This is a genomic window from Kribbella sp. NPDC000426 (assembly GCF_040300265.1).
Classification (GTDB): Bacteria; Actinomycetota; Actinomycetes; order Propionibacteriales; family Kribbellaceae; genus Kribbella.
The window spans coordinates 305,844-321,580 of the sequence record NZ_JBEPDK010000004.1 but is presented as its reverse complement, the minus strand read 5'-3'; the positions used below and the strand labels follow the sequence as shown (position 1 = coordinate 321,580).

At 69.1% G+C, this 15,737-nt stretch carries 12 protein-coding genes; 10 read left to right on the top strand and 2 right to left on the bottom strand.

The window, feature by feature from the left end:
• Window positions 1-30 precede the first annotated feature (30 nt).
• Window positions 31-801 carry a TetR/AcrR family transcriptional regulator gene (locus ABT313_RS20720; RefSeq protein WP_350856004.1) on the bottom strand — a complete coding sequence of 257 codons (771 nt, stop codon included), beginning with the start codon at window positions 799-801 and terminating at the stop codon, window positions 31-33.
• Between the two features lie 158 nt (window positions 802-959).
• Between ABT313_RS20720 and ABT313_RS20715 the strand changes: the two genes are divergently transcribed.
• The 10 genes from ABT313_RS20715 to ABT313_RS20670 all read left to right on the top strand — a co-directional run bounded on the left by ABT313_RS20715 (window position 960) and on the right by ABT313_RS20670 (window position 15,052).
• A complete protein-coding gene (locus ABT313_RS20715) occupies window positions 960-2,837 on the top strand; it encodes an ABC transporter ATP-binding protein (protein WP_350857796.1) in 1,878 nt (625 codons plus the stop codon).
• Between the two features lie 132 nt (window positions 2,838-2,969).
• Window positions 2,970-5,843, top strand: coding sequence for an SCO1167/SCO6262 family helicase (locus tag ABT313_RS20710; RefSeq protein ID WP_350856001.1), 2,874 nt, complete (start codon window positions 2,970-2,972; stop codon window positions 5,841-5,843).
• Complete coding sequence (locus ABT313_RS20705) at window positions 5,840-6,994, top strand: SWIM zinc finger family protein (RefSeq protein ID WP_350855998.1); 1,155 nt, start codon at window positions 5,840-5,842, stop codon at window positions 6,992-6,994. Before ABT313_RS20710 ends, ABT313_RS20705 begins: the two co-directional genes overlap by 4 nt.
• A gap of 140 nt (window positions 6,995-7,134) precedes the next feature.
• Complete coding sequence (locus ABT313_RS20700; protein WP_350855995.1) at window positions 7,135-7,635, top strand: GNAT family N-acetyltransferase; 501 nt, start codon at window positions 7,135-7,137, stop codon at window positions 7,633-7,635.
• Between the two features lie 180 nt (window positions 7,636-7,815).
• The gene (locus ABT313_RS20695; protein WP_350855992.1) at window positions 7,816-9,507 is read left to right on the top strand and encodes an ABC transporter substrate-binding protein; all 1,692 of its coding nucleotides are present in this window, start codon (window positions 7,816-7,818) and stop codon (window positions 9,505-9,507) included.
• On the top strand, window positions 9,504-10,457 hold the full coding sequence (locus ABT313_RS20690; RefSeq protein ID WP_350855989.1) for an ABC transporter permease: 954 nt from the start codon (window positions 9,504-9,506) through the stop codon (window positions 10,455-10,457). The genes ABT313_RS20695 and ABT313_RS20690 overlap by 4 nt, the downstream gene beginning before the upstream one ends.
• A complete protein-coding gene (locus tag ABT313_RS20685; RefSeq protein WP_350855986.1) occupies window positions 10,457-11,329 on the top strand; it encodes an ABC transporter permease in 873 nt (290 codons plus the stop codon). The genes ABT313_RS20690 and ABT313_RS20685 overlap by 1 nt, the downstream gene beginning before the upstream one ends.
• Window positions 11,326-12,303 carry an ABC transporter ATP-binding protein gene (locus ABT313_RS20680; protein ID WP_350855983.1) on the top strand — a complete coding sequence of 326 codons (978 nt, stop codon included), beginning with the start codon at window positions 11,326-11,328 and terminating at the stop codon, window positions 12,301-12,303. The genes ABT313_RS20685 and ABT313_RS20680 overlap by 4 nt, the downstream gene beginning before the upstream one ends.
• On the top strand, window positions 12,303-13,286 hold the full coding sequence (locus tag ABT313_RS20675) for an ABC transporter ATP-binding protein (RefSeq protein ID WP_350855980.1): 984 nt from the start codon (window positions 12,303-12,305) through the stop codon (window positions 13,284-13,286). Before ABT313_RS20680 ends, ABT313_RS20675 begins: the two co-directional genes overlap by 1 nt.
• Window positions 13,283-15,052, top strand: coding sequence for a gamma-glutamyltransferase family protein (locus tag ABT313_RS20670; RefSeq protein ID WP_350855977.1), 1,770 nt, complete (start codon window positions 13,283-13,285; stop codon window positions 15,050-15,052). The genes ABT313_RS20675 and ABT313_RS20670 overlap by 4 nt, the downstream gene beginning before the upstream one ends.
• On the opposite strand, the gene ABT313_RS20665 is transcribed toward ABT313_RS20670, so the two are convergent.
• Window positions 15,034-15,726: a GntR family transcriptional regulator gene (locus ABT313_RS20665; RefSeq protein WP_350855974.1), complete on the bottom strand. Its 693-nt coding sequence runs from the start codon at window positions 15,724-15,726 to the stop codon at window positions 15,034-15,036. The genes ABT313_RS20670 and ABT313_RS20665 overlap by 19 nt on opposite strands.
• Window positions 15,727-15,737 lie beyond the last annotated feature (11 nt).

The window sequence follows — 15,737 nt, the reverse complement described above, 5'->3', positions numbered from 1 at the left end:
AACTGAGTGAGTACTCACTCACAACTACATTCATGCCTCCGGTGCAGACCGGTTCACGACCAGCGCGGACACGCCGTCCAGCAGCCGTTCCAGACCATATTCGAACGCATGATCGACATCATAAGGGGCGTCGAACTCACTCCCGACCGCGGTGCCGACCCGTGCCGACAGCGGGAACTTCGCCAGGTCGCTGATCTGATCCAGGTGCGGGACGTGGGCCAGCCACCACTCCTTGTCCGTCATACCGGACCGGAGGATCACCTGGCGCGCTTCGACGGCCGTCCGTACGGCGCCGTGCACGTAGCCGTTGACGAGCGCGACGGTCGCGTCCATCTCGACGTCGGTCAGCCCGATCCCCTCGACCGCGGTGAGCTCCCACTCGTACTTCGCCATCACGTTGGGACCGAGCGGCGGACGGTTGATCGCGACCTGGAGCATCCACGGGTGCCGGAGATACAGTTCGCGGTTCTCGCGGGCGACCTCGTCGAGCTTGGCCCGCCACTCCCCCGGTACGTCGCGGCGCGGCAGCTCGCCGTACACGGTGTCGAGCATGACGTCGAGCAGCTCACCCTTGCCCGGGAAGTACCGGTAGAGCGTCATCGCGCCGACGCCGAGCTCGTCGGCGACCCGGCGCATCGACATCGCGGTCAGCCCTTCGGCGTCGGCCACCCGGAGAGCGGCCGTGACGATCTGGTCGACGGTCAGCGCCGGCTTCGGTCCGCGGGTCGGTTGCGGGCGGCGTCGCCAGAGCAGCTCGAGGCTCTTCGCCGGGTCGCCGCTGCCGCTGTACTCCTGATTCATGTGTGCGTCGCTCTTCCCGGATCGGCTATACTCCGTACAGTGTACGCAGTTGACCTCGAGTTTAGTAGAGGTTCTAGCGTCAGATTTTGTCGGTGGGGCAGGGAATCATCGACGGTCCCGATCGATCGACGCACCGGAGTCCAGCTGTGAGTATGGAAATGACCGCGTGGAACTCGCTGTACCACGCGATGCACGCGCAGGACGACAAACGTCCGTTCTCGAAGGCGACCCTGCGGCGGATCCTCGTGTTCGCGCGCCCGCACCGCACGCAGCTCATCTGGTTCCTCGTGATGAGCGTCGGCGCCGCGGTGCTCGCGGTCGCGACGCCGGTGCTGGCCGGCGAGGTGGTCAACGCGATCGTCGGCGGCAAAGCCTTCAGCGTCGTACTGCGGTTCGCGGTGCTGATCGCGGTGATCGCGATCGCGGAGGCCGGGCTGAGCATGCTGACGCGGTGGCTGTCGGCGCAGATCGGTGAGGGACTGATCCTCGATCTGCGGACAGCGGTGTTCGACCACATCCAGCGGATGCCGATCGCGTTCTTCACCCGCACCCGGACAGGCGCGCTGGTCTCCCGGCTCAACAACGACGTCATCGGGGCGCAGCGGGCGTTCAGCGACACGTTGTCCGGTGTGGTCGGCAACCTGGTGATGCTCGTGCTGACCCTGGTCGTGATGCTGCGCGAGTCGTGGCAGATCACTCTGCTCGCGCTCGTGATCCTGCCGATCTTCGTCATTCCGGCACGGCGGGTCGGGCACCGCTTGGCGTCGCTCGAGCGGGAGGCTGCGAACTACAACGCCACGATGAGCACGCAGATGACCGAGCGGTTCTCGGCGCCGGGTGCGACGTTGGTGAAGCTGTTCGGGCGGCCGGCGCGGGAGTCGCAGGAGTTCGCTATCCGCGCCCGGCGCGTGCGCGACATCGGCGTACGGACTGCGATGGTGCAGTGGATCTTCGTGACCGCGTTGACGTTGGTGTCCGCGCTTGCGCTGGCCGTCGTCTACGGGCTGGGTGGGTTCTACGCGCTGCGGGATCAGCTCGACGCGGGCGCGGTCGTGTCGATGGCGCTGCTGCTGACGCGGCTGTATGCGCCGCTGACCGCGCTCGCGAGCGCGCGGCTGGAAGTGATGACGGCGCTGGTGAGCTTCGAGCGGGTCTTCGAGGTGCTCGATCTCGAACCGCTCATCAAGGACAAGCCGGACGCGGGGCGGGTTCCTGACGGGCCGGTGGCGGTCGAGTTCGCGGGGGTGAGCTTTGCGTATCCGTCGGCGGACAAGGTCTCGCTGGCTTCGCTCGAGGAGGTCGCGAAGCTGGATACCCGCGGCGGGGTCGAGGTGTTGCACGACGTCTCGTTCCGGGCCGAGCCGGGGCAGATGGTCGCCCTTGTCGGATCGTCCGGTGCGGGCAAGTCGACGATCGCGCAGCTGATTCCGCGGTTGTACGACGTGGACTCGGGTGCGGTGAAGCTGGCAGGCACCGACGTGCGGGATGTATCGGCGGAGTCGTTGCGGGCGACGCTCGGCATGGTGACGCAGGACGGTCACCTCTTCCACGATTCGATCCGGGAGAACCTGCTGCTCGCCCGGCCCGAGGCCTCCGAGGAGGACCTGTGGGATTCGCTCGAGCGGGCTCGGTTGGGTGAGCTGATCCGGTCGCTGCCCGACCAGCTCGACACGGTTGTGGGTGAGCGCGGGTATCGGTTGTCGGGTGGTGAGCGGCAGCGGTTGACGATCGCGCGGTTGCTGCTCGCGCAGCCGCGGGTGGTCATCCTCGACGAGGCGACCGCCGCCCTGGACTCGACGAACGAGGCGGCCGTGCAGGCCGCGTTGACGGAGGCGCTCGAGGGTCGTACTGCGGTAGTGATCGCGCACCGGTTGTCGACGATCCGCGCCGCCGACCAGATCCTCGTGATCGAGGCCGGCCGGATCGTGGAGCGCGGCCGGCATGCGGAGTTGCTCGCAGCCGGCGGGCGGTACGAGGAGCTCTATCGCACACAGTTCGAGCAACCCGGTGCGGACACGGCTGTGGTGGTTGTCTAGATGGTTGCCCGAGGCATCGGTATCGGGTTGTTGGGTGGATAGCGAGATATAGCGCGTCAGCGGGCAAACATCCCGCCAGTGGGCCGGGATGGTATCGGCGTACGGACGGTTGAGCAGGAGGTTGTCGGGTTGGTGGGTACGGGGCAAGAGCTGGCTGGGTGTGCCGTGGTGTTCCGGCCGGCGGATCCACCACGCACGAGCCGGGTGGCCTTCTGGGATCCATCAGGCGGTGAACTGCCCCTGGGCATCGGTGATCAGGTCGTACTGCGCCTGGTCGGCGAGGCCGCTGTGCAGCCTGGTGCGAGCGCCGGGCTGCGGACGGTGCGGGCGATCGAGCTGCCGGTTGCGGAGGCGGTTCCGATCCTTGGGCGGATGCGGCGGGCGCCGGGGGCTCATCCGTCGGCCGCGTTCTGGGGTGGAGCCTCGCTGGTGGCGCTGCAGCTGGTTGCTCGCGGCAAGCTCCTTCCGGGCGTCTCCCCCGGCGGGTACGACGCCTGGCGCGTCGGCCCGCTCGACCCCGACGACATCACCCGCATCCTCACCCTCGCCGAGGCGATGCCCCTCTCAGCCCGAGCACTCCCCCTCACAACCACCTCCAACCCATCCGACCCCCGCACCACATCTGACACGGCTGAGTCGGGAGCCGGTTCTGCCGGGGTGGGGTCCGTTGGTGATGTGCGGTTGGCGGTTGGTGAGGAGTTGTTGCGGGAGTTTTTGGATGCTGTGGCTGATGGGATGCCTCGGTCGCCTGCGGCCGGGAAAGCGCATCAGACGAACCTGTTCACCAGCCAGGCGCCTCAGCGGGTCGAGCGGTTGCGGGGGTGGGCGGATGAGGTTTCGGCGGGGCTCGACAGCGGGGTGCGGATCTCGTTGCGGATCGAGTTGGACGACTCGCTCGCGTTCAGCGCCGTCGTCCAGCTCCACAGCCTGAAGGACCCGACGCTCGTGCGGGACGCGGATGACGTGTGGGCCGAGGACGTCGCCGGGTTCGGGCCGCGGGCTCGGATCGACGCGACGCTCGCGATCCGCCGGGCCGCGCGGGCCTGGCCGGCGCTGCAGCGGCTGCTGGATTCCGCCGTACCGAACCGGATGGAACTGTCGGATGAAGAGGTCGCCGAGCTGCTCGCCGGGTCGGCGCAGCGGTTGACGGCGGCCGGGGTGGATCTGCACTGGCCTCGCAGTCTGGGACGCCAACTCACTGCCCGCGCCGCGATCACCTCCGCGGACGGACCGCCGAGCGACCTCCCCGGATTCTTCGGCGGCGACAAGACACTCGACTTCAGCTGGCAGGTCGCGGTCGGCGACGACCCGCTGACCGAGGCCGAGTTCGACCAGCTCGCCGAAGCCACCCGCCCGGTGGTCCGGCTGCGCGACCAGTGGATGCTGATCGATCCCGAGCTCGCCCGCAAAGCCCGCGAACGGATCCTCAAACCGGTCACCCCGATCGACGCCCTCGGCGCCGCACTCACCGGCACCACCGAGATCGACGGCCGCCAGATCACCGTCACCCCGACCAAGTGGCTCGACGATCTGCGCGCGCACATCGCCGACCCCGACCGGGCCGACGAGCCCATCGAAGCACCCGCCGCGCTGCAGGCGACGCTGCGCGACTATCAACTGCGCGGCCTCCGCTGGCTTGCGAGGATGACCTCGCTCGGCCTCGGCGGCTGCCTCGCCGACGACATGGGTCTCGGTAAGACGATCACACTCATCTCCCTCCACCTCCACCGGCAGGAGTCCACCGACACCGCCGGCCCGACTCTCGTCGTCTGCCCCGCCTCACTCCTCGGCAACTGGGAGCGCGAGGTCCAACGCTTCGCCCCCGGCACACCGGTACGCCGGTTCCACGGCACCGCCCGCTCACTCGACGACGCACACGACGGCTTCGTTCTCACGACGTACGGCACCCTGCGCCGCGACGCCGCACGACTGGCCGACCATCGATGGGGCCTGGTCGTCGCCGACGAGGCGCAACACGTCAAGAACCCCTCGTCCGGCACGGCGAAGGCACTGCGCACCGTGCCAGGACAAGCACGGGTCGCCCTGACCGGTACGCCGGTCGAGAACAATCTGTCCGAGTTGTGGGCGATCCTCGACTGGACGACGCCAGGGTTGCTCGGCCGACTCGGGACGTTCCGCAACCAGTGGGCCGCGCCGATCGAGGCCGACAAGGACGAGGAGGTCGCCGCCCGGCTCGCGAAGCTGGTGCGCCCGTTCCTGCTCAGACGCAAGAAGTCCGACCCGGGCATCGCGCCGGAGCTCCCGCCGAAGACCGAGACCGATCAGCCCGTCTCGCTCACCCGCGAGCAGGTCGTGTTGTACGAGGCAACTGTCCGCGAGCTGATGGCCGAGGTCCGCGCGAGCAACCAGATGGCGCGACGCGGACTGATCGTCAAGCTGCTCACCGGCCTCAAGCAGATCTGCAACCACCCCGCGCAGTACCTCAAGGAGAGCGACAGCGCCCGCCTCAGCGGCCGATCCGGCAAGCTCGAACTGCTCGACGAGCTCCTCGAGACCATAGTCGCCGAGGACGGCGCCGTCCTCGTCTTCACGCAGTACGTCGCGATGGCGCGCCTGCTCGAGCGCCACCTCGACGAACGCGGCGTCCCGACCCAGCTCCTCCACGGCGGCACGCCGGTCGCGCAACGCGAGGCGATGGTCGATCGGTTCCAGGCCGGAGAGGTCACGGTCTTCCTGCTCTCGCTCAAGGCCGCCGGCACTGGCCTCAACCTGACCCGCGCCGATCACGTCGTCCACTACGACCGCTGGTGGAATCCCGCGGTCGAAGACCAAGCGACGGACCGCGCATACCGGATCGGACAGACCCGCCCGGTGCAGGTTCACCGATTGATTGCCGAAGGCACCATCGAGGACCGGATCGCCGCGATGCTCGCCGCCAAACGCGAGCTGGCCGAGGCCGTTCTCACCGGTGGCGAGGCCGCGTTGACCGAGCTGTCCGACACGGAGCTCGCCGATCTCGTCGAGCTGCGGGGAGGTCTGCGATGAACGAGGCACAGGGGTTCCCGGCATTCGCGCGGCAGCAGCGCAGTACGCGCGGGCGGTCGTGGTGGGCGCGTGCCTGGGTGCAGGCGATGGAGGACACCTCGCTCGACTCCGACCAGTTGCGTAAGGGCCGTCGGTACGCGAACTCGGGGCAGGTCGGGACGATCACGATCAGCCCGGGCCGGATCTCCGCCACGGTGTACGCCCCCGAAGACACGTACGAGGCGGTCGTCCGGGTCGACGAGTTGAGCGCCGAGGACTGGCGACGGTTCGGTGAGCAGGTCGCGGCGCGGGCCGGCCACATCGCGGCGTTGCTGGACGGCGAGATGCCGCACGACCTGGTCGAGGCCGCGGCCGACGCAGGAGTCACGCTCTTGCCGGGCATCGGCGACCTCGACCCTAGCTGCACCTGTGACGCCTGGGAGCTGCCCTGCCAGCACGCCGCCGCTCTCTGCTACCAGGTCGCGTGGCTCCTCGACGCCGACCCGTTCGTCCTGCTCCTGCTTCGCGGCCGGACCCGCGAGAGCCTCCTCGACGGACTCCAAGCCTCAGCTCCGACCGAGCCCGGGATCTCAGTGGCTGAGGTCCTCGCCAGCACCTCCAAGGAGTTGCCGGACGCGCCCGACCTGCCGAAGAAGGTCAGCCTCGACGAGCTGGCAGTGACGGCGATCGAGCCGCCGGACGGCATCGGCCCGGCCGTCCTCCAACTCCTCGTCCTCGATGCGGCTCGCCGGGCAAGAGCCCTCCTCAACGCGCTCCTTCATGGGATCCCGGAGCCGCAGCCACTGGACGAATGGCAGGACACCATCCGCCTCGCAGCCGACTTCCCCGAGCTCGCCACACCGTTGACCCAGGCAACCGGCAAGGACCTTGCCCTCGGCATCCAAGCCTGGCGGTACGGCGGCGCGCCCGGCCTCGACGTACTCGAACACACCTGGACGCCCGACCCCGTCGACCTCAACCGGGCCCGCACCGAGCTGCAATCGGCGGATGTTCGGGCCAAGGAGATCGTCGCGGACAACCGCCTGACCATCGGCACAGATACCCAGGTCAGGCTCGATCGCAACGGCCGCTGGCACCCGTACCGGCTGGTCGAGGACGTCTGGACGCCGGTCGCTCCCCCATCCAGGGATCCGCTGGTCGCCGACTGGTAAATCCGGTGCAGCGACACGGTCCGCCCGGCTAGGGTGGCCGCGACTTCGAAGGAGGAGGTGAGGTTGATGACTGCGACGTTCCGGGCTGCCGCACGCCCAGTCACTCAACCTCATCCGACAACCTTCGAAAGGGACCACCGTTGTCCATCACCTGGAACACCCGTGTCGAGACGCCGGCCGACGTCGAACTGATCCGCGACATCACCCGGCAGGCGTTCGGCCGCCAGTACGAGGTCGACTTCCTCGACGCTCATCGCGCCGACCCGGTCGCCTGGCTTCCCGGTCTCACCGCAGTCGCGACCACGCCCGAAGACGAGCCGATCGCCTACGCGGCCCTCACCCGATGCCACATCGACGACCAGCCGATCCTCTCGCTCGGGCCTGTCGCCGTACTTCCGGAGTACCAGCAGCAGGGCGCTGGCGGTGCAGCCGTCCGGGCCGCGCTCGCCACCGCGCGTGATCGCGGCGAAGGCACAGTCGTCGTGCTCGGCCACGACAACTACTACCCCCGCTTCGGATTCCGCCAGGCAACCGAGTTCGGCATCCACCACCCGCAGTACGACGGCCCGAACCTGATGGCCCTCGCCCTCGGCTCCGACGCCGTACCGGCCGGGGACCTCACGTACCCCGTCACCGTCTGAAACCGGGGTCGCCGGAGGCGTGTTTCAGCCTCCGGCGACCCCTGCGGTCGTCGGCCTTGAACGTTCCACTGCGAGTACGGCGGGCGGTCGTAAAAGGTTCACGCAAACTCGCCGAATCGCTTGCGCACCCACCTTGTATACATGAAACAGTCGACAGAACCGCCTACTCAGGAGCCCGCGATGACTCGTCGACTTCCGCTTGCGCTGAACCGTTTCACCTGGAGTAACCGCCGCCGGAAAGCGGCCGGGATCGGCGCTGCCGTCATCGCGCTGGCCCTGGTCGGGACGGCTTGCTCGCCCGTCGAGCCGGCCGGGAACGACAGCAGCAGCGGTACGCAGGCGCCGTCCGGGCAGGACGTGTTCGGCGAGCCGGCCGACGCGTCGCAGGTCAAGCAGGGCGGGACGCTGACTGTTGCCCTGTCGGCCGACCCGGACAAGCTCGACCCCGCACTGTCGCGCAGCCTCTACTCGCGGTACGTCTTCCACACGATGTGCGAGAAGCTGTACGACCTCGGCTCCGACGCCAAGATCGTGCCGCAGCTCGCCACCGCGCTGCCGACGATCTCCGCCGACGGCCTCAGCCTGACGATCCCGTTGAAGCAGGGTGTGAAGTTCGCCGACGGCGGCACGTTCGACTCGAACGCGGTGAAGATCTCGCTGAACCGCGACCTCACGGTGGCCGGCTCCGCGCGCAAGAGCGAGCTCGGCCCGGTCACCTCGATCGAGACGCCGGACCCGAAGACGGTCGTGATCAAGCTGTCGAAGCCGTTCGCCCCGCTCACCGCCGCGCTGGCCGACCGGGCCGGCATGGTGCTCAGCCCGGCCGCGGTCGCGAAGCTCGGTGCGAACTTCTCCAACGCGCCGGTCTGCGTCGGCCCGTTCAAGTTCGCCAGCCGCGTCGCCCAGAACTCGATCAAGGTCGTCAAGGACCCGATGTACTACGACGCCGCGAAGGTGCACCTGGATGCGATCGAGTACCGGATCATCACCGACTCGAGCATCCGCTCGGCGAACCTGAAGTCCGGGGACGCCCAGGTGGCCGACTCGTTGTCGACGCAGGACACCCCAGCGCTGCAGAAGGACAGCAGTGTGAGCGTCCTGCAGTCGCAATCGCTCGGGTACCAGGGCCTGACGATCAACATCGGCAACTCGAACGGCGTCGGGAACCCGCTCAAGTCGCTCGGTACGCCGCTCGCCAAGGACCCGCGGGTCCGTCAGGCGCTGGCGTTGTCGATCGACCGGGACGCGTTGGTCAAGTCGCTCTTCGGCGGCCTCAACACGGTTGCCTGCTCACCGGTATCGCCGAAGAGCGAGTTCACCTCGGACGCGGCGCAGGTCTGCCCGGCGCACGATCCGGCGAAGGCGAAGCAGTTGCTGGCCGACGCCGGCGTGAGCACGCCGTACAAGGTCGAGATGGTGACGTCGAACAACCCGGACAGCCTGCGGCTGGCGCAGGCGTTGCAGGGGATGGTGAAGGAGGGCGGATTCGACCTGGTCATCAAGCCTGTCGAGTACGCCGCGCTGCTCGACCAGCAGGACCGCGGTGACTTCGAGCTGCTGCAGCTCGGTTGGTCCGGCCGGGTCGACCCCGATGCCAACATCTTCAACTTCGTCGGCACCACCGGCAGCCAGAACGTCTCCGGCTACAGCAGTCCCGACCTCGACAAGCTGCTCACCGACGCGCGGCAGTCCACCGACCAGGCGCAGCGCGTCAAGCTGTACGGCGACGTGGTCACCAAGCTCCAGCAGGACGACCCGATCATCTACATGTACCGCCAGCGCAACCTGACCGGCGTCTCCAAGAAGCTGCTCGGCATCCAGGTCTACCCGGACGGCGTGATCCGCACAGCCTTCGCTGGATTCGCCAAGTGAGGCGATACCTCCTCAACCGGCTGTGGCAGAGCGCGGTGACGCTCGTGCTCGCGACGATCGTGGTGTTCGTCGGAGTACGGGCGTTGCCGGGCGATCCGGCGCTGGCCCTGGCCGGGGAGGACCGCGATCCGGAGTCGCTGCGGGCGATCCGGCAGCAGTACGGGCTGGATCAGTCGTGGCTGGTGCAGTTCTGGCAGTTCGTCAGTCACGCCGCCCGGGGCGACCTGGGCGAGTCGATCCGGACCGGCGCTCCGGTTCGCTCGATGATCTTCAGTGCGTTGCCGGTGACGGTCGAGTTGTCGGTGCTCGCGATCCTGATCGCCGGCGTCATCGGCGTCGGCGCGGGCGTGGTGGCCGCAGTACGGCGGGGTGGGCCGGCCGAGTGGGCCGCGAACGGCCTTGCTCTGCTCGGGTTGTCGGTGCCGCACTTCTGGCTCGGGCTGATGGCGATCCTGTACCTGTCCGTTGCCCTCGGCCTCTTTCCCGCCTCGGGCTTCGTCCCGTTCTTCACCAACCCGGTGGACAACCTGCACCACCTGATCCTGCCCGCGCTGATTCTCGGCACCGGCCTGGCCGCCGTCATCATGCGCCAGACCAGGTCGTCGATGCTCGACGCGTTGAGTGCCGACTACATCCGTACGGCGGAGGCCAAAGGACTGCCGCCCAAGGCCGTGATCGGAAAGCATGCCCTGCGCAACAGTCTGATCGTCGTCGTCACGATCGTCGGCCTCCAGCTCGGCGCGCTGATCTCCGGTGCCGTGGTCACCGAACGGATCTTCGCGCTGCCCGGGTTCGGCAAGCTGACGGTCGACGCCGTCTTCCAGCGCGACTACCCGGTCATCCAGGCGGTCGTCCTCGTCACTGCGACGGCGTACATCGTGATCAACCTGCTCGTCGATCTCCTGTACTCCGTCATCGACCCGCGGATCCGCGTCCGAGGTGAGGCATGATGGCAGTCGCCGAAGCAATCGCTCCGCCGCGCAGCAACAGCCGCCGGGTGGTACGCCGGGTGTTCCGCAACCCGCTCGCCCTGACCGGACTCGCAGTACTCGCGATCGCCGTGATCCTCGCCGTGTTCGCGAACGTGCTGGCGCCGCACGAACCCACCCAGACCAACCTCGGCAACGCGTTCGCCCCGCCTGCGACGGCCGGGTATCTGCTGGGCACCGACGACCTCGGCCGGGACGTGCTCTCGCGGATCATGTTCGGCCTGCGCGCGTCGCTCCACGTCGGGATCCTCGCGGTCGCGTTCTCGCTGGTGATCGGCGTACCGCTCGGGCTGATCGCCGGCTACTTCCGCACCGTCGACGCGCTGATCTCGCGGCTCACGGATCTGGTCCTCGCGTTCCCGTTCCTGATCCTCGCCGTAGGGCTGGCCGCGATCCGCGGCGCGAGCCTCGGCAACGCCGCGATCGCGATCGGTATCGCGCAGATCCCCGGCATGATCCGGATCGTCCGCTCGGAGACGCTGCGGCTGAAGTCGCTGGACTTCGTCGCCGCGTCGATCGTCGAGGGCGCCAGCGACGCGTGGGTGCTCGGCCGCCACATCCTGCCGAACGCCGGCTCGGCGGTCATCGTCCAGGCGACCGTCGGCATCCCGGCCGCGATCCTGGGCGAGGCCGTGCTGTCGTTCCTCGGCCTCGGCATCCAGCCGCCGGCGCCGAGCCTCGGCACGATGCTGGCCGACGCGCAGCAGTTCGCGTCCCGGGCGCCCTGGGCCGCGGTCATGCCGGGGGTCGCGATCATGCTGCTGACGCTGGCGTTCAACATCGTCGGCGACAGCCTCCGCGACGCCCTCGACCCGAAGGCGAGCCGCCGATGAGACCCGTCCTGTCCGTCAAAGACCTCTCCGTCACGTTCCGGACCGAGGACGGCCGGCTGTCGGCGGTCGACAACGTCAGCTTCGAGGTCGGGGACGGCGAGGTGCTCGCGGTGGTCGGTGAATCCGGCTGCGGCAAGAGCGTCACCGCGATGAGCATCGCCGGTCTGCTCCCCCGCACCGCGACCGTCGACGGCTCGGTCCAGCTCGACGGCACCGAGCTGATCGGCGCGGACAAGCGCACGCTCCGTTCGATCCGCGGCCGCGAGGTCGCGTACATCTTCCAGGAGCCGATGACCTCGCTGAACCCGGTCTTCACCGTCGGCCACCAGATCAGCGAAGTACTGCGGACCCACGTCGGCCTCAACCGCCAGGCAGCGCAGGCCCGCGCGATCGAGCTGCTCAAGCTCGTCGGCATCCCGTCCGCGGAACGCCGGATCAGCGACTACCCGCACCAGCTCTCCGGCGGCATGCGCCAGCGGGTGATGATCGCGATGGCCGTCGCCTGCGACCCCAAGGTCCTCATCGCCGACGAGCCCACGACGGCGCTCGACGTCACGATCCAGGCCGGCATCCTCGACGTACTGCGGGGGCTGCGCGAACGCCTCGGTACCAGCATCGTCCTGATCACACACGACCTCGGTGTCGTCGCTGACCTCGCCGACCGGGTCGCGGTCATGTACGCCGGGCGCGTGGTCGAGACCGCCGAGGTACACGAGATCTTCGCCAAGCCGCAGCACCCGTACACGGTCGGACTGCTCGGTGCGTCCCCTGCTGCCGGACGCCATGCCGGAACGCATCGACTGAGCGAGATCCCCGGCCTGGTGCCGGTCCTGTCCGAGCAGCCGGACGCCTGCACGTTCGCCGACCGCTGCTCCCGGGCCGACGAGTCCTGTACGTCGTCCCAGCCCGAGCTCACCGCCGGCGTCCATCGCGTCGCGTGCTGGCACCCGGTCCGAGAAGCCGTGGAGGTCTGATGGAATCCCTCGCGCTCGAGGTTGAGGACCTCGTCATGCACTTCGGTCCGGTGCGCGCCGTCGACGGCGTCACGCTCCGGATCAAGCAGGGCTCCGTGGTCGCGTTGGTCGGCGAGAGCGGCAGCGGCAAGTCGACCGTCGGACGCTGCATAGTCCGGTTGCTCGAGCCCACCGACGGAACGGTCCGCCTGGCTGGAGTCGATGTCACGCACCTGTCCCGCCGTCAGCTCCGCCCGCACCGTCGCGACGTGTCGATCGTCTTCCAGGACCCGGCCGGATCGCTCGATCCCCGGTTCACCGTCGGCGACATCGTGGGTGAGCCGCTGCGGTTGATGCGGCGCAAGGACATCCCCGCCAAGGTGAACGAGGCACTGCGCCGTGTCGGTCTGCGTCCGGAGGTTGCCCAGCGTGCGCCACACGAACTGTCGGGTGGTCAGCGACAGCGAGTCAGCATCGCGCGCGCACTGATCTCCGAGCCACGACTACTCGTCGCAGACGAGCCGACCAGTGCCTTGGACGTGTCGGTGCAGGCCTCCGTGCTCAACCTGCTCGCCGATCTCCAGCGGGACCTCGGGTTCGCCTGCTTGTTCATCACGCACGACCTGTCCGCGGTCGAGTACCTCGCCGACGAGGTCGCGGTGATGTACCTCGGACAGCTGGTCGAGCACGGGCCGCGCGCCCGCATCTTCGCTAACCCGTCCCATCCGTACACGCAGGCGCTGCTGTCCGCGGCGCCCGTACCCGATCCAGCCGAGCAGCGTGCCCGGCGGCCCGTTCTGCTCGGCGACGACCTGCCGTCGGCGATCGATCCGCCGCCCGGGTGCCGCTTCCACACCAGATGCCCGGTCGCCGTGGACACATGCCGGACAGTCGTGCCGCAGACGCGCACGATCGGCGAGGCTGGACACCAGGTGGCTTGTCACCTCGTCAACGACGATGGCACCGGACCCGACGTACGACCAACAGAAGGAGTTGCCCGATGACGTTCACCACCCGGCCGACGCTGCGCGGCACGTTCGGGATGGTTTCGTCCACGCACTGGCTGGCGTCGCAGTCGGCCATGCGGATCCTCGAGCTCGGCGGCAACGCGTTCGACGCGGGCGCCGCGGCCGGATTCGTGCTGCACGTGGTCGAGCCGCACCTCAACGGGCCCGGCGGTGAGGTGCCGGCGATCATCGCGACCGCCGACGAGCCCACCCCGCGCGTCCTGTGCGGGCAGGGTGTCGCCCCGGCCGGCGCGACGATCGAGCATTACCGGTCGCTCGGCCTCACGCTGGTTCCCGGCTCGGGTCCGCTGGCGGCAACGGTGCCGGGTGCCGTCGATGCTTGGCTGCTGCTCCTTCGCGATCACGGCACCCTGCCGCTGCGCGTCGTACTGGAGTCAGCAATCGAGTACGCACGCAACGGTCATCCGCTGGTGCCGCGGGTCGCCGACACGATCAGCACGGTGCAGGAGTTGTTCGAGAACCACTGGCAGACGTCGGCCGCGCTCTGGCTCAAGGACGGCCGGCCTGTGAGCGGACGGTTCCGCAACGAGGCGTACGCCGCGACACTCGAGCGGCTCGTCGTCGAAGGCGAGGCTGCTGGCGCGGACCGGCAGGCGCAGATCGAGCAGGCGCGGAAGAGCTGGCGGCAAGGGTTCGTCGCCGAGGCGGTCGACAAGTTCTCGCGGCTACCGCACCGCGACTCCAGCGGCGAGGACCACGCCGGCCTGATCACGGGCGACGACATGGCCGGGTTCGAGGCGACGTGGGAGGACCCGGCGACGTACGACTGGAACGGGTACACGGTCGCCAAGACCGGTCCGTGGGGCCAGGGCCCGGGTCTGCTGCAGTCCCTCGCCGTACTGTCGGCACTCGGCGAGGTCGACCTGGACAGCGCGGAGGGTGTGCACACGACGGTCGAGGTGATGAAGCTGTCGTATGCCGACCGCGAGGCCTGGTACGGCGATGGCGCCGACGTGCCGCTGGACACGCTCCTCTCGCCCGGGTACGCCGCCGAGCGGGCCAAGCTGATCGGGTCGGACGCATCCCTCGACCTCCGGCCGGGCAGTCCGGACGGGCGCGAGCCGCGGCTGCCGGCATTTGTCCTGGGCAACGAAGCCGGCCACGCGACCGTTGATGCCACGACCGGCGAGCCGACGGTGTCGTCCGGTGGCGTGACGCGCGGCGACACCTGCCACGTCGACGTGATCGACAAGTGGGGCAACCTGATCTCGGCCACGCCGAGCGGTGGCTGGCTGCAGTCCTCGCCGACGATCCCGGAGCTCGGGTTCTGCCTCGGCAGCCGGGCGCAGATGTTCTGGCTCGAGGAGGGCCTGCCGGCTTCGCTCGCGCCGGGCAAGCGGCCGCGCACGACGCTCACGCCGACGCTCGTACTCCGTGACGGTGACCCGCTGATGGCCTGTGGATCACCGGGTGGCGACCAGCAGGACCAGTGGCAGTTGCTGTTCCTGCTCCGGCACCTCGGCGCCGGCATGGATCTGCAGGAGGCGATCGACGCACCGGCCTGGCACACGACCGGCTTCCCGTCGTCGTTCTACCCGCGCGCGACCGAGCCCGGCGGCCTCGTGATGGAGACCCGGGTCGGCAAGGACATCCGCGCCGAGCTGGTACGACGCGGGCACGTCGTCACCGACTCGGATGCGTGGAGCCTCGGCCGGCTGTGCGCCGTACGGAAGGAAGCCGACGGAGTGCTCGCCGCGGCGGCCAACCCGCGCGGGATGCAGGGCTACGCGGTCGGACGCTGACCGAACGCCGCCTTCGCGGCCGCCTCCACATGCAGGCGGGCGGCCGTGGTGGCGGCTGCGGCGTCGCGCGCTTCGATGGCGTCGACGAGTCGGACATGCTCCTCGGACGAGTGCGGTGCGCGCTGGGCGGCGCCGACCCGGAACACCCAGTGGACGTGGTAGTACATCGCCGACGAGATCGAGTGCAGCCAGCGGTTCTCGCTGACCTCGATCACCGCGCGGTGGAACGCGCTGTTGAGCTCGGCGACCCGGTCGAAGTCCTGGGCCGCGGTGGCCTTGCCTGCGTCGTCGATCAGCCTGCGCAAGCCGGCGATCCCGTCCGCGGTCGCGCGCTCTGCGGCGAGACCGGCGGCGAGCGTTTCGAGCTGCTCACGGACGGCGAACAGGTCACGCACTGCCGTCTCGTCGAGGGTCGCGACGACGGCTCCCCGGCGCGGGAGGATCTGGACGAATCCCTCGGCCTCGACCACCCGCAGCGCCTCGCGGACCGGGTTCCGCGACACACCGAAGTCGTCCGCGAGCCGGGTCTCGGTCAGCCGCTCCCCCTGGCGGTAGTCGCCGTCGATGATGCGCCGGCGCAGTTCCGCGAGCACCTGTTCGCGCAGAGCGACATGATCGGCACCGATCGTACGGACGACCTGGTCTCGCCCGGCCTCCCCGTCCAGTTGCTCCACCCGTGGCTCCT

What these genes read in the sequence shown, in the direction of transcription:
- ABT313_RS20720 (WP_350856004.1), bottom strand. Translation starts at nt 801, where the DNA reads ATGAATCAGGAGTACAGCGGCAGCGGCGACCCGGCGAAGAGCCTCGAG.
- ABT313_RS20715 (WP_350857796.1), top strand. Translation starts at nt 960, where the DNA reads ATGACCGCGTGGAACTCGCTGTACCACGCGATGCACGCGCAGGACGAC.
- ABT313_RS20705 (WP_350855998.1), top strand. Translation starts at nt 5,840, where the DNA reads ATGAACGAGGCACAGGGGTTCCCGGCATTCGCGCGGCAGCAGCGCAGT.
- ABT313_RS20695 (WP_350855992.1), top strand. Translation starts at nt 7,816, where the DNA reads ATGACTCGTCGACTTCCGCTTGCGCTGAACCGTTTCACCTGGAGTAAC.
- ABT313_RS20685 (WP_350855986.1), top strand. Translation starts at nt 10,457, where the DNA reads ATGGCAGTCGCCGAAGCAATCGCTCCGCCGCGCAGCAACAGCCGCCGG.
- ABT313_RS20680 (WP_350855983.1), top strand. Translation starts at nt 11,326, where the DNA reads ATGAGACCCGTCCTGTCCGTCAAAGACCTCTCCGTCACGTTCCGGACC.
- ABT313_RS20675 (WP_350855980.1), top strand. Translation starts at nt 12,303, where the DNA reads ATGGAATCCCTCGCGCTCGAGGTTGAGGACCTCGTCATGCACTTCGGT.
- ABT313_RS20670 (WP_350855977.1), top strand. Translation starts at nt 13,283, where the DNA reads ATGACGTTCACCACCCGGCCGACGCTGCGCGGCACGTTCGGGATGGTT.